Genomic DNA, 13,483 nt, shown 5'->3' with positions numbered 1-13,483 from the left:
ATTATTTAATCCCTACCTTTACTCGCGGCTGTACGAAAGGCATCATTTCACGTAATTTACGTCCTACTACTTCGATTTCATGTTCATTCTCTTTCTCATTTGTCGCGTGGAAATTTGGTCTTCCTGCTTTATGCTCTGCAATCCAGCCTCTTGCAAATGTACCATCTTGAATTTCTGCTAATACTGCCCCCATCGCTTTCTTCGTATCTTCAGTAACAACGCGTGGTCCTGATACGAAGTCTCCCCACTGCGCTGTATCTGAAACTGAATATCTCATATTTTCAAGTCCACCTTCATACATAAGGTCAACGATTAGCTTCAGTTCATGTAAACATTCAAAATATGCAAGTTCAGGCTGGTATCCCGCATCAACTAACGTTTCAAATCCTGCTTTTACAAGTGCAGTTACTCCGCCGCAGAGTACAGCTTGCTCTCCAAATAAATCTGTTTCTGTTTCTTCTTTAAACGTCGTTTCTAATACACCAGCTCTCGTTGCTCCAATTCCGTCAGCATAAGAAAGTGCTTTTTCAGTCGCAACTCCTGTTGCATCTTGATATACTGCAAATAATGCAGGAACAGCCCCTCCCTCGGCGAACGTACGGCGTACGAGATGCCCCGGTCCTTTTGGCGCTACTAGAAATACATCTACATTAGCTGGTGGTTTTACTTGATCAAAGTGAACATTAAATCCATGTGCGAACACGAGAGAGTTTCCAGCCTGTAAATTTGGTGCAATTTCAGCTTCATATACTTCTGGTTGTAATTCATCAGGTAATAGAATCATTACTACATCAGCTTTTTCCGCTGCTTCTGCTACTGTATATACAGAAAACCCATCTTCATTCGCTTTATCCCAAGACTTACCTTTTCTTAAACCTACTACTACATCAAATCCGTTATCACGTAAATTTTGCGCATGCGCATGACCTTGCGAGCCATATCCGATGATTGCTACTTTCTTTTCCTTTAATACATTTACTGTTACATCTTTCTCATAATAAACTTTTGCCATTTTCATTTCCCCCTATATTTAAATGATTATTGAATTAACATAACTTGCTTATCTTGTTTTTTCATACTACGTGTAAATGCTGTTACACCTGTTCTAGCAATTTCTTTTAAACCGTATGGACGAAGTAATTCAATTAACGCTTCTACTTTATCTTGCGTACCTGTTACTTGCACAACTATGGAATCCTTCCCAACATCTATTACAGCGGCTCGAAATGGTTCAATTAAACTATATAATTCTGCCCTCGCTACAGAAGTTGCTACTTTAATAAGAGCAAGCTCTCTAGCAATCATTGCTTCTTCTGTAATATCTGATACTTTCAGAACATCGATTTGCTTATGAAGTTGTTTAATTAACTGCTCAACTTGCTGTTCACTTTCAACGTGTACAACAATCGTCATTCGCGATATATCTGATGATTCTGTATGACCTACTGAAATACTTTCAATATTAAAATGTCTTCGTGTCATAACCCCTGTAATTCTGTTTAACACACCACTTTGATTTCGAACTGTCGCTGTAACAATTCTCTTCACCCTTTTTCCACTCCCTCCATTTGGTGAACACCTTTTCCTGGTGCAACCATCGGCATAACCTTCTCTGATTGAAGTACACGACAATCGATTACGACTGGCTCTTGTAATTCGATCGCATGCTGGATTTGCTTCTTTGCAAGAAGTGGATCGTCAATACGAACACCTTTTATACCATACGCATTCGCAAGAGCGACGAAATCTGGTTGGCATGGCAATAAAGAATGTGAATATCTTTGATTGTAAAATTCATCTTGCCATTGTCTTACCATTCCTAAAGCTTCATTATTTAAAATAAATACTTTAACGGGTAAAGCGTGTTCTTTTAATACACTTAATTCTTGCAGAGTCATTTGAAACCCAGCATCACCAACAATTGCAATAACTAATTCTTCAGGCTTTGCAATTTGCGCACCGATTGCTGCTGGAAATCCGAACCCCATCGTTCCTAATCCGCCAGAAGTTACCCATTTATCTGGATTTTTCAACGGATAGTATTGTGCTGCCCACATTTGATGTTGCCCAACGTCTGTTGTTACAATCGCTTCTCCTTTCGTGATTTCATATAGCATATCAATCGCATATTGAGGTTTAATACTTTCAGAATTTCGTTTATAAAAGAATGGGTACTTTTCTTTTCTACTCTTTAATAAAGAGAGCCATTCATGATGATTTTCTTTCTTTCCTTCTGATTGAAGCAATACTTCTAACGCCCGCTTAGCACTTGCAACAATAGGAATCTCTGTTGGCACATTTTTCCCGATTTCTGCTGGATCAATATCGATATGTGCAACAGTCGCCCCTTTAGCAAAAAAAGCTAAATTCCCAGTAAGACGATCGTCAAATCTCGCACCTATATTAATGAGTAAGTCGCATTCATATAACGCCATATTGGCTGTGTAAGAACCGTGCATTCCCCCCATCCCTAGAAATAGCCCATCATCTGGCGGAAAACCACCAAGTCCAAGTAACGTATGCACAACAGGGATTTCATATTTACGGGCAAAACTTGTCAATTCTTTCGAAGCTTTCGCATGCAGTATACCTGCTCCAGCTAAAATTAACGGTTTTTTTGCGGTTTCAATTGCTTGTAGTAATTTGTTTATTTGAAGTAGATTCGGTTCATAATTAGGGTTATATCCTGGTAAATCCATTTGTACATTGCTACATCGCTCACCTTTCTCGACTACCATATCTTTCGGAAGGTCAATAACGACTGGTCCTGGTCTTCCTGTTTTAGCAATATGAAATGCTTCTTTAATAATTCGAGGTAAATCTGAGGCCTTTCGCACTTGATAGTTATGTTTTGTCACTGGCATCGTAAGTCCCATAATATCCGCCTCTTGAAAAGCATCGCTCCCAATTAACGTTGTTGCTACTTGGCCTGTAAATACAACAAGTGGCAATGAATCAATCATCGCATCCGCTAGACCCGTAATTACATTTGTAGCACCTGGTCCACTCGTTGCAATTACAACCCCTGGGTTCCCTGTAATTCTGGCATACCCTTCAGCAGCGTGAATTGCCCCTTGCTCATGCCTTGTTAAAATATGCGGAATTTCACAATCATACAGTGCATCATAGAGAGGTAAAACGGCACCACCCGGATAACCGAAAATCACTTTTACGCCTTCCTTTTCTAGCGCTTCTAACAATAGCTGTGCACCAGTTGCCAGTTTCTCTTCCGTTTTTGAAGACATTGTTCTTATAAGCCCCCTTTTTCAAACTTTTATACAATAAAAAAATCCTACGTCCACACTCCAGCTATGTGCTGAAGGGACGAAAGATTTCGCGGTACCACCCTTCTTTGCAAGAATACTCTTGCCTCAGTGATCCATAAATGGATCTAGCTAATAACGGAGCTACCGTCTAAGCCTAGACAAATGCTTTAGCTTAGCACTCAAGGGCGATGTTCGTCGACGTGAACCATCGGTTTTCAGCAACCACCGACTCTCTGTGAGGCTTCACAATCAACTACTCCTCCCTATCAACGCTTTCTTATGTTAAAAAAGTTGTTATCCAACTTTATTTTCTTCGTAAATTTTCTCTCCATCTTCTACAACTAACTTACGAAACTCTTCTAATAAACGGTTCGTATGTGGACCTGTTTGCCCTAAGCCAATCGTTCTACCATCTACTGTCGTAACAGCAATAACTTCAGCAGCTGTTCCTGTTAAAAACACTTCATCAGCTACATATACATCATGTCTTGTAAATAACTCTTCTCTTACGTCATATCCAAGTTTTTCGCCGATTTCTAAAATGGCGTTTCGTGTAATACCTTCTAACGCTCCAGCAGAACTTGGTGGTGTAATTAATTTATTTCCTTTAACAATAAACACGTTATCTCCTGAGCCTTCAGCTACATATCCTTGATCATTTAACATAAGTGCTTCTTGTACTCCAGCTAATTTCGCTTCAATACGAACTAAAATATTGTTTAAGTAATTTAAAGATTTTACTTGAGGGGATAAAACATCGGGACGATTTCGGCGCGTTGCAACTGTTACAACTGGAATCCCTTTCTCATAATATTCTTGTGGGAATAAAGATAATTGTTCTGCAATTACTACTACATTCGGCTTCTTACATGAATCGGGATCCAATCCAAGATTTCCTGCTCCTCTTGATACAACAAGGCGAATGTATCCATTAGATAATTTATTTTGTCGAATCGTCTCAACAACAATATTTGTTACTTCATCTAATGAATATGGAATTTCTAAAAGGATTGATTTTGCTGATTCATACAACCGGACAAGATGCTCTCTCAAACGGAAAACATTACCGCTATAAACTCTAATTCCTTCAAACACTCCATCGCCATATAAATAGCCATGATCATATACTGAAACTTTTGCCTCATCTTTTGGAACAAATTCTCCATTTAAGAAAATCCATTGCTCATTCACTAGAAGCGCCTCCTATGTTCTATGAATTTTTTATTGTTTCCTAGTTTACTCTCCTTTCTAAATAAATCAAGTTAATTTTTAGAAAATTTATAATTTTTAATCGTACGTACTTCTTTACTTATATTGATTTAACAACATTGTTAACGTTTACAAAAAGTCAAAAAATTTTTTTCGCCAATTTCCACTAAAAAAATATTTGTTTAAAAGAAGGATTTTCATCAATTGATACGAATCTATTGTATTCAATAAACGGACGTCCGATTTTATAAATCCGGGAATATATAACGACTTTTGCTGAAAAAGGGGGGAAATAACAAAAATAGCGCTGTCTAAAAATAACATTCATATTTTTCATTTCGTAATCATAATCCTATTTTTAAAAAACAATTTGTCAAAATGAAGGAGGAAATAAATATGGCGTGTGTACAAATTAAAGGAACGAGACAAGAGGTAGTAGAAATGCTGCAATTATTTGATCTAATGGATACGAAAGGTTTTTGTAAATTCGATAATTACGTAGAGGTAGAACCAAATACGCAAGAACATAATCATTTTATTGCTTCAATCGACATCCATTCAAATACTTCTTCTGCCCAAGATACATTAAACGATCAATTCGTTAGTCAAATGCTTACTGGCGTATATAACGACTAAACAAAGATTTACTTCCTACCGTCTTTTCATAAATGCAGTGAACTTGAGCATACTAGCAATTAGATGGTAGGAGGTGAGAATTATGGCTAGAATTGGCGTTGAAAACTCATTAACAGACGTTCAACAAGCTCTTCAGCAACAAGGTCATGAAGTTGTTACACTTAACTCAGAACAGGATGCACAAGGGTGTGATTGTTGCGTTGTAACTGGGCAAGATTCTAATGTGATGGGCATTGCAGATGCATCAATTAAAGGATCAGTCATTACAGCTCACGGTTTAACAACGGATGAAATTTGTCAACAAGTTGAAAGTCGCACTTAAAAAATGAAAGAGGACTCCTTTTAAAAGGAGTCCTCTTTTTTATATTCACCTAACGGGAAAGTAACATATACTGGATGAAAGCCCTACCTCTCTCTCATCATTACGGTTCCACTGACCGCTCCTTGATTCACTAGTATACATATATAGCTTACAAATACAATTTATAGGGTTTGTTCACAAAAGTTGTTGATAAAATTACCCGATCTTTCGCAAACTTTTCGTATTGCATTCATAAGAGATATTTACTTTACACTAGCTGTAACCGAGACACGAATTAAAATTATAACACCAATACAATAGCTTGTCAATATTTTTCCGCAAATTAAAAACAGACATTAACGGTTTGTCTGTTTTAGAATGGAGCTTTTTCTTTTATTACATATACAACAAAGCCGCTTACTAACATAAATAAGCCAACTACTAAGTTTTTGATATTAATCATAAATTCCTCTCCCTTATTCCACACATCATATATATTTACATTTCAATTATTCCGATCATCCTAAAGCGCACTTTTTCTAATATATCATAATTCCTAAAAAATGCAAGTTCACTTTTGACGACCATTCACAAATTTATCTACAGTGCTTGGTACAGTGTTTAAAGCCTTTTCAATTAAATGTGTACTGCTGTTGAGATGTAATACTTGCACCCCATTAGAACCAACTACTAAAAAAGCTACTGGACTAATAGAAACCCCAGCCCCGCTTCCTCCTCCAAATGGATGCCCTTGCTTGTTCTCTTTATGCTGATTTTGCCCACCGTTATGTTTTTCAGTAATGAAACCCCCTTTAAAATCACTTCCACCAGCTCCAAAACCAAAAGCCACTTGAGATACTGTTAATACAACATTTCCGTCAGCTGTTGAAACCGGGCTCCCAACAATTGTATTTACATCTACCATCTCTTTTAAATTTGTCATTGCCGTTTTCATTAAATTTTCAATTGGATGTTCCATTATGTATTGCACCCTTTCCTCATTATTCCTTTTTATAATTTCCAAAATAGAGGAAGTCATACTAACTTTTCCTATTTCAAGAAAACATTTTCCTCCTTTTAATAGATATTACTGCCCGTTAATGCGGGATAAAAAAGAAAAAGAGATACATACTACTATTGAACCTTGTTATGAAAGGAGCCATGACTTTGACTGAGAAATTTGATGATTATAAAAGAAGAGATAGAATAGATAGTGATTATAGTGACTATAAAGAAGAGTATGCCGCTGAGGTTGCACCACAACGCATTGATTATGATTACGATGATAAAGACGATAAAGATGTTGTAAAATCGTCCGCTGCTGGATCAACTGCTGGTTTTATCGCTCTTGCGCTATCTATCTTATCGCTATTTACATTCCCAACACTATTTGGTCTTGTTTCTGTTTTACTCGGTATTTACGCTTATAATCGCGGAGCTACTGTAACTGGCGGTATCGCTGCAGTTGTCGGTGGGATTGCTGCACTTATCGCAATTTTATTCCGAGTAGCACTTATTGGTTTATTGTTCTCCCTTTTCTAAAAAAGAAAAAGGTATCTCGCTTAACGCGGGATACCTTATCCTGTAAACACATCTTCCGATGGATATTTTATTTTTTGTTTTGCTGGTCGCGCTAAAGAGAACACAAGTGTTAATGGTCCAATTAATCCGCAGAACATAACAAACATAATAATACATTTTCCGAATGCCGATAGCTTTGCAGTAATTCCCATCGTTAATCCGACTGTACCAAACGCTGATATTGTCTCAAATAATAATTGAATAAAGCTGAAGTTTTCTGTAAGCATTAATATAAATACCGCTGCAAAAATAAGTATTTGACTGGCAACAGCAATCGCTAAGGCCCTCGTTACTGTCGACATTTTAATTGTACGCTGAAATAAAACAATTTCCTCCTTTTTTCTAAAGAAAGAAAGGACAGATGTAATTAAGATAACAAACGTTGTTAATTTAATTCCTCCACCTGTTGATACACTTCCTGCACCAATAAACATTAAAATCATCGTAAATAATATAGATGATTCTTCCATACCTCCATAGTCAACCGTATTAAATCCAGCTGTCCGCGGGGTAATACCTTGAAAGAAGGAAGCCCATAGTTTTTCATTTAAAGATAAATTCCCTAACGTCTTCACATTATTATATTCCAATACAAAAATTACAATCATTGCTATAACATTTAGCACTACTGTTCCAATAATCATTATTTTTGAGTGAAGTGATAATTTTCGAAAACTGCGACTATACCATATATCAATTAATACGGTAAAACCGAGTCCACCTATTACAATTAAAGAGCAAATCCCAATATTAATAATGGGATCTCCTACATATCTTGTTAAATTATCTGGCCATAAAGCAAAGCCTGCATTATTATAAGATGCAATTACATGAAAAATACTATAGTATAAACCTTTTCCAAAACCAAACTCTGGAATAAAGCGAAACGATAAAAAGATGACCCCAATAAGCTCAATACAAATCGAAAATATAAAGACACGCTTTACTAATTTTACAAGACCACCTATATTTGTTTGATTAAACGCTTCTCCAATTAATAAACGATGGCGTAATCCGATTTTTTTGCCTAATACCCAAACAATTAAAATGGCAATTGTCATAAGACCTAGACCACCTGTTTGAATTAAAAACATAATAACAATTTCGCCAAACATCGTAAATGTACTTGCTGTATCCACTACTCCCAAACCAGTTACGGTCGCTGCTGACGTTGCTGTAAAGAAAGCATCTACCCAACTAATTTGTGCTTTCGTTGCGAATGGTAACTTTAATAACAAACCGCCAACCACAATTAAGCAGAAAAAACCTAACGCTAATATTTGTGGTGGGTTTAATCGTATAAGACGATTATACAGCCCTTGTTTTTTTGTTACTTCCATATCACTAACTCCCTTATTAAAGTGAAGCTTTCCCCTCATAAATAAAAAGCTTTTTAAAAGCCCTTAAAGAATTGGGACAAACCTTATATTCTTATAATATAGTTGAGCATAATCCTTTTTTTCATAGATTACAACTTTTATTTATATTCAGACTTCTTTTTCTTTTATGCTGGAAAACTATATATCCTAACTCAATATTGCTAGCAATAACAATTTCATATGTACTATTTTTCAAATCCCCATATCTTTCACTCTATGTTCACATAGAGGTCACATTCACCTTTTATAGTATATGTATCGAAGCTGTTCCTCCCTAATTTATAAGACATTCCCCAGTGTCTTTGAATAGCTTCCATCCCTAATTAAATTGACATAAATTGTCCCCTTCCCTTGACCATCTTATGTGATGGTCTTATTTTTTTGTCTTTCTATCTTTTATTTAAAACTTCCTCTCTCTTTCACTCGATGTTCACACAGAGGTCACATCTACCTTTTATAGTATATGTATCGAAGTTGTTCCTCCCTAATTTATAAGACATTCCCCAGTGTCTTTGAACAGCTTCCATCCCTAATTAAATTGACATAAATTGTCCCCTTCCTTGACCATCTTATAAATGATGGTCTTATTTTTTTGTCTTTCTATCTTTTATTTAAAACTCCCTCTCTCTTTCACCCTATGTTCACATGAGAGTCACACCTATCTTTTATAGTATATGTATCGAAGTTGTTCCTCCCTAATTTATAAGACATTCCCCAGTGTCTTAAAGCAACTTCCATCCCTAATTAAATTGACATAAATTGTCCCCTTCCCTTGACCATCCTATGTGATGGTCTCTTTTATTTTCCAAACACAAAATCAATCTATCTGTACTTAAATAAAATCCTAAAAATTCAGAAAATATTGTCAAATTAGGTATTTTTTCGGTATAATTACTTTAGGAAGGAATTTCGCAAAAACAAAAGGGGGATTTTATTGAAACAAACAAAAGCAATCTTAATCGCATTATTTCTAGGTCTAGTTGTTGGACTCACTCTAAATTTAGCCGCTCCATCTATCTTTGAGCCACTAAATCAATATGTGTTCAACCCAATTGGTCAATTGTTTATTCGACTTATTAAAATGCTAGTTGTTCCTGTTGTATTCATTTCTATCGTACTTGGTGCTGCCGGCCTTGGAGATCCGAAACAACTTGGAAGAATCGGTTTAAAATCAATTTCATTCTTTCTCGTAACAACTGCGGTTGCCATCTCTATAGCGGTTACATTTGCACTTATTATAAAACCAGGAGCTGGCGGTAATTTTAAAACAGAAGGTCTTAAGTATGAAGGTGCAAAAACTGAAACATCTTTCGTCGACACATTGCTAAATATCGTACCAGATAACCCAGCAAAAGCGATGGCTGACGGAAACATGTTACAAATCATTGCCTTTGCCGTATTGATTGGACTCGGTATAGCTATTTTAGGAAAACGAGTTCAAGGTATCCATTCATTACTTGAACAGGGCAACGAATTAATGATGTATCTCGTTAATCTCGTTATGAAATTAGCCCCAATTGGAACATTCGGTTTGCTCGCTTCATCCGTTGGTAAAATGGGGCTTGCAGGCGTCGCTGCGATGTTCAAGTATATGATTGTCGTTATGTTAGTACTCATTATTCACGGGGTCTTTGTATATGGTGGCTTATTAAAGGTATTAGCAAAAGAAAGTATTGTTCGTTTCTTTAAACATTTCGGACCAGTAATGGCAATTGGATTTAGTACATCTAGCTCTAATGCATCGCTTCCATTTGCAATGAAAACAGCACAAGATAAGCTTGGCGTTCCAAAAGCGATAAGCTCATTTGTACAACCACTAGGGGCAACTATTAATATGGATGGTACTGCCATTATGCAAGGGGTGGCAACTGTATTTATCGCTCAAGTATACGGAGTTGAACTTACATTACCGCAATTAGCTATGGTCGTATTAACTGCTGTACTAGCTAGTATCGGTACTGCTGGTGTACCAGGTGTTGGACTTGTAATGCTTACAATGGTTTTAAATCAAGTAAATCTACCAGTAGAAGGTATCGCTTTAATTATCGGTATTGACCGTATTCTAGATATGTCTAGAACAGCTGTAAACATTTCTGGGGATGCAATTTGCGCAATGATTGTCGCAAAATCAGAAGAAAAATATAATACTGATCAATCGGCAGCATCGTAAATCAAAAAAGGAGTGAATATATTCACTCCTTTTTTGATTTACTCCCTTTTTTAGAACGATATTCTTTCCCTTTATTATCATTACCAGTTTCAAATTCAGTGCTAAATTCCTGATTAAACTGGCCAGACTTTGGTGATCCTTGATTACCGCTCCCTTTACTACCGTTACGATTCGTCATATTTCTCCCTCCCTTCCTTGTATTAGTAGTATGGCGCTCTATCTTTTTTCATACACATTTTATTTTTTAACATCTATTACACACGAAAGAAGACCTTCCATATATAAGGAAGATCTTCTCTTTCATCACGTAAGCGTTTTCTTGTTTATAATCACTTAAATAAGTTTTTTGGAAATCGAAATCATTACATTCATTTCATCTTCTGAAAGTGTAGAGAATCTTTCTTGTAAATATTGTTTTTTCGCATCTTCCATTTTCGCAACTAAATCTTTCCCTTGTTCTGTAATCTCTAAATACACAACTCGGCGATCTGATGTAGAACGTGAACGAGTTACAAAACCTTTATTAATTAATTTTTCTGTAACAGCTGTAATATGACTATTCGACACATTTAATTCATTTGCTACACGCGATACCATTTCTTTATTCGTACGATTTAATATTCTCAGAACGATGAATTCATTCCACGGTATGTAACCACCGAATATTTTTCCGATATCATTACGCAATGTGCGAAACATAGCAAACACATTTGTCGATAGTTCTTCCATTAATTGCTCTCGATTTTGAGACAACTTTGACAGCTCCTTTTATTTCATTTAGTTAAATAAAAACCTTATTAATAATTTTACATGAAATCTTACTTTTTGTCACCTTATTTTCCCATAATTCGTAGTTTTTTAATATGTATTTCATGATAAAATGAAGTTAACTTCCAGAAAAAGGGGGTATTTTAATGCATGAGGAGGAGAAATTCTCAAATCTCAGCCTAAAAGATAAAACGATTATCATTAGTATTATCGCTCTTTTTCTCATTATAATTTTTTGCATTTATATTTTTTGTATATGTAGGAATCTTTCAAATTACAGGTATAGAGTATAGTTCACGTACTGCGTTACTTCTCTTTTTTTTATTAATCACTTTCTTAGACAGTATTACATTTTTTCATCTTCAGTTTCTTCAAAACGCTGCTATATCCACTAACACAAAACATGCCAAATTGGATTTCTATTACTCTTTTCTCATTCATTGAAATTACACTAGATTGGTTCGTCATTCATACTGCTGATGATTGGATAGAAAGCGTACAAATGTCCAACATAGCTGAATTATGTGTCGTACTATTCTTTTTCCTCTTAAATAAATTATTAAGTGACGAGAAAGAGTAAGAATACAAGCTTTTCTATATAAAAATTGGTACAATGAAAGCAAATCTTACTAAAGAGGTGTTAATTATGAACTTACAACAATGGGCTGATAAAGGTATGTCCTTTGATACATATGTGAATGAAATGCAAGTAAACCAATACGAGCTACTACACATTTACAATAACTTTTTAATTCCAAATGAATTACTTCCTGTATTAGAAGAACGTCAAAATGACGGCTGGCGTGTTATCGTATTAACTGCTGATTGGTGTGGCGATGCTCTTTTATGCGTACCTGTTATGAAACGAATTTCTGAAGTTGCAAATATTGAAATGAGTTTATTAATTCGCGACGAAAACTTAGAATTAATGGATCAATATTTAACAAATGGAACAGCACGTGCGATTCCAATCTTTATTTTCATTGATAAAGATGGAAATGAACAAGCCGTCTTTGGACCACGCGCTCCAAAAGTACAAGAATTAGTAACTTCAATGCGCGCTACATTACCTGAAAAAGAAGATCCAACATTCGAAGAAAAACAAAAAGAAATGTATGCTAATTTCCGTGCTACATTAGCTGATGATACTTCTCTTTGGGAGCATGTAATGGAAAATATGGTGGAAAAAATAGTAAAATAAAAAACCTGCCGAGCTCGGCAGGTTTTTTTATTACATAATGAAGAAATAGAATACCGCAGCTAAAATGAAACGATAATAAGCGAACGGTGTTAGTTTCACACGAGATAATAATTTCAAGAATGAAACAATTGCAAGCATCGCAACAACGAATGCAGTTACAAATCCTGTTACAAATAGCGTTATATCTGCTGAGCTTAATACATCCCAGCTTTTAATTAAATCTAATCCACTTGCAGCTACCATCATCGGTACCGCTAAAATGAACGTATATTCAGCTGCCGCTGTATGCGACACGCGAGCTAATAAACCACCACTGATTGTAGAACCAGAACGAGAGAATCCTGGCCAAAGAGCTAAACATTGAAACATTCCAATTGTAAATGCCTGTTTATATGTGATTTCATCTAACGTTCTTGCTGTACTTGGTTTTGAAAACTTCTCAGCAACAATCATTAAAATACCACCGGCTACTAAGCTAATAACAACTGGTCCTGGACCAAATAAAACCTCTTTAATAGTGCTATGGAATAATACGCCAAGTATCCCGGCAGGAATCATCCCGATAATAATATGTAATAAATTTAACGATGGTCCGTCTGTTACTTTACCTATTCCAACTAACGACCATAGACGCTTCCAAAATATAACAACAACTGCTAAAATCGATCCCAATTGGATAACAACTTCAAAAACTTTCGCTCTCTCATCGTCAAATCCAATTAAATGTCCTGTTAAAATCATATGTCCTGTTGATGATACTGGTAGAAACTCTGTTAACCCTTCAACAGCACCCATGATTAAACCAATTAACCAATCAGCCACAAGTAGTGCCTCCTTAATAACAAATAATATGTAATTTTTTCACACCTTATCATAATACCTTATCCCTTTTCAAAGTGCATCCTTTTTTTATTGGTTTCATATGTTGTAGGCGCGTATTTCTTTTCTAATCTTTGATTAAATTGTATGATA

The 13,483-nt window shown here is 35.8% G+C and carries 15 protein-coding genes, 1 pseudogene and 1 other annotated feature; of the genes and pseudogenes, 6 read left to right on the top strand and 10 right to left on the bottom strand.

Features of this window, described 5'->3' with window-relative positions:
* Position 1: 1 nt before the first annotated feature.
* From ilvC to ilvE, 4 genes are all read right to left on the bottom strand, one after another.
* Positions 2–1,012 (bottom strand): ketol-acid reductoisomerase, encoded by a 1,011-nt coding sequence (ilvC, locus tag ATL10_RS01085; RefSeq protein ID WP_001151740.1) that lies wholly within the window; start codon positions 1,010–1,012, stop codon positions 2–4.
* A 26-nt stretch (positions 1,013–1,038) separates the two neighbouring features.
* Positions 1,039–1,548, bottom strand: a complete 510-nt coding sequence (ilvN, locus tag ATL10_RS01080; RefSeq protein ID WP_000822952.1) for an acetolactate synthase small subunit — start codon at positions 1,546–1,548, stop codon at positions 1,039–1,041.
* A complete protein-coding gene (gene ilvB, locus ATL10_RS01075) occupies positions 1,545–3,245 on the bottom strand; it encodes an acetolactate synthase large subunit (protein WP_090975924.1) in 1,701 nt (566 codons plus the stop codon). The genes ilvN and ilvB overlap by 4 nt, the downstream gene beginning before the upstream one ends.
* Positions 3,246–3,317: 72 nt before the next feature.
* Positions 3,318–3,545: a binding site (T-box leader), on the bottom strand.
* Positions 3,546–3,560: 15 nt separating this feature from the next.
* Positions 3,561–4,457: a branched-chain-amino-acid transaminase gene (gene ilvE, locus ATL10_RS01070; protein ID WP_001005486.1), complete on the bottom strand. Its 897-nt coding sequence runs from the start codon at positions 4,455–4,457 to the stop codon at positions 3,561–3,563.
* A gap of 414 nt (positions 4,458–4,871) precedes the next feature.
* Here ilvE and ATL10_RS01060 point away from each other — a divergent pair, with 414 nt between their 5' ends.
* Both ATL10_RS01060 and ATL10_RS01055 read left to right on the top strand, forming a co-directional pair.
* A complete protein-coding gene (locus tag ATL10_RS01060) occupies positions 4,872–5,111 on the top strand; it encodes a DUF3911 family protein (RefSeq protein ID WP_000752514.1) in 240 nt (79 codons plus the stop codon).
* A gap of 82 nt (positions 5,112–5,193) precedes the next feature.
* Entirely contained in the window at positions 5,194–5,433 is a 240-nt protein-coding gene (locus tag ATL10_RS01055) for a YkuS family protein (RefSeq protein WP_000101021.1), read from the top strand.
* Positions 5,434–5,785: 352 nt separating this feature from the next.
* On the opposite strand, the gene ATL10_RS01045 is transcribed toward ATL10_RS01055, so the two are convergent.
* Both ATL10_RS01045 and ytfJ read right to left on the bottom strand, forming a co-directional pair.
* Positions 5,786–5,875 (bottom strand): hypothetical protein, encoded by a 90-nt coding sequence (locus tag ATL10_RS01045; RefSeq protein ID WP_000608227.1) that lies wholly within the window; start codon positions 5,873–5,875, stop codon positions 5,786–5,788.
* 108 nt (positions 5,876–5,983) lie between these two features.
* Positions 5,984–6,451 carry a GerW family sporulation protein gene (gene ytfJ / locus ATL10_RS01040; protein WP_090975920.1) on the bottom strand — a complete coding sequence of 156 codons (468 nt, stop codon included), beginning with the start codon at positions 6,449–6,451 and terminating at the stop codon, positions 5,984–5,986.
* 128 nt (positions 6,452–6,579) lie between these two features.
* On the opposite strand from ytfJ, the gene ATL10_RS01035 reads away from it, so the two are divergent.
* Positions 6,580–6,954, top strand: a complete 375-nt coding sequence (locus tag ATL10_RS01035; protein ID WP_000136546.1) for a hypothetical protein — start codon at positions 6,580–6,582, stop codon at positions 6,952–6,954.
* Positions 6,955–6,989: 35 nt separating this feature from the next.
* On the opposite strand, the gene ATL10_RS01030 is transcribed toward ATL10_RS01035, so the two are convergent.
* Positions 6,990–8,333: a TrkH family potassium uptake protein gene (locus ATL10_RS01030; RefSeq protein WP_090975918.1), complete on the bottom strand. Its 1,344-nt coding sequence runs from the start codon at positions 8,331–8,333 to the stop codon at positions 6,990–6,992.
* A 973-nt stretch (positions 8,334–9,306) separates the two neighbouring features.
* Here ATL10_RS01030 and ATL10_RS01025 point away from each other — a divergent pair.
* Entirely contained in the window at positions 9,307–10,542 is a 1,236-nt protein-coding gene (locus tag ATL10_RS01025) for a dicarboxylate/amino acid:cation symporter (RefSeq protein WP_000814809.1), read from the top strand.
* 22 nt (positions 10,543–10,564) lie between these two features.
* Here ATL10_RS01025 and ATL10_RS01020 read toward each other — a convergent pair whose 3' ends face one another.
* A complete protein-coding gene (locus tag ATL10_RS01020) occupies positions 10,565–10,720 on the bottom strand; it encodes a hypothetical protein (RefSeq protein WP_000184928.1) in 156 nt (51 codons plus the stop codon).
* Between the two features lie 155 nt (positions 10,721–10,875).
* Positions 10,876–11,295 carry a MarR family winged helix-turn-helix transcriptional regulator gene (locus ATL10_RS01015; protein WP_000081434.1) on the bottom strand — a complete coding sequence of 140 codons (420 nt, stop codon included), beginning with the start codon at positions 11,293–11,295 and terminating at the stop codon, positions 10,876–10,878.
* Between the two features lie 258 nt (positions 11,296–11,553).
* Here ATL10_RS01015 and ATL10_RS01010 point away from each other — a divergent pair.
* Both ATL10_RS01010 and ATL10_RS01005 read left to right on the top strand, forming a co-directional pair.
* A pseudogene (locus ATL10_RS01010) lies at positions 11,554–11,890 on the top strand (YrvL family regulatory protein).
* Between the two features lie 33 nt (positions 11,891–11,923).
* On the top strand, positions 11,924–12,511 hold the full coding sequence (locus ATL10_RS01005) for a thioredoxin family protein (RefSeq protein WP_002040836.1): 588 nt from the start codon (positions 11,924–11,926) through the stop codon (positions 12,509–12,511).
* A gap of 30 nt (positions 12,512–12,541) precedes the next feature.
* On the opposite strand, the gene uppP is transcribed toward ATL10_RS01005, so the two are convergent.
* Positions 12,542–13,333 carry a bacitracin resistance undecaprenyl-diphosphatase gene (gene uppP / locus ATL10_RS01000; RefSeq protein ID WP_000796253.1) on the bottom strand — a complete coding sequence of 264 codons (792 nt, stop codon included), beginning with the start codon at positions 13,331–13,333 and terminating at the stop codon, positions 12,542–12,544.
* Positions 13,334–13,483 lie beyond the last annotated feature (150 nt).

Source organism: Bacillus sp. 196mf (assembly GCF_003217275.1).
GTDB classification, from domain to species: Bacteria; Bacillota; Bacilli; order Bacillales; family Bacillaceae_G; genus Bacillus_A; species Bacillus_A thuringiensis_S.
The sequence above is the reverse complement of the archived record's forward strand: the minus strand, read 5'-3'. Positions and strand labels throughout refer to the sequence as shown.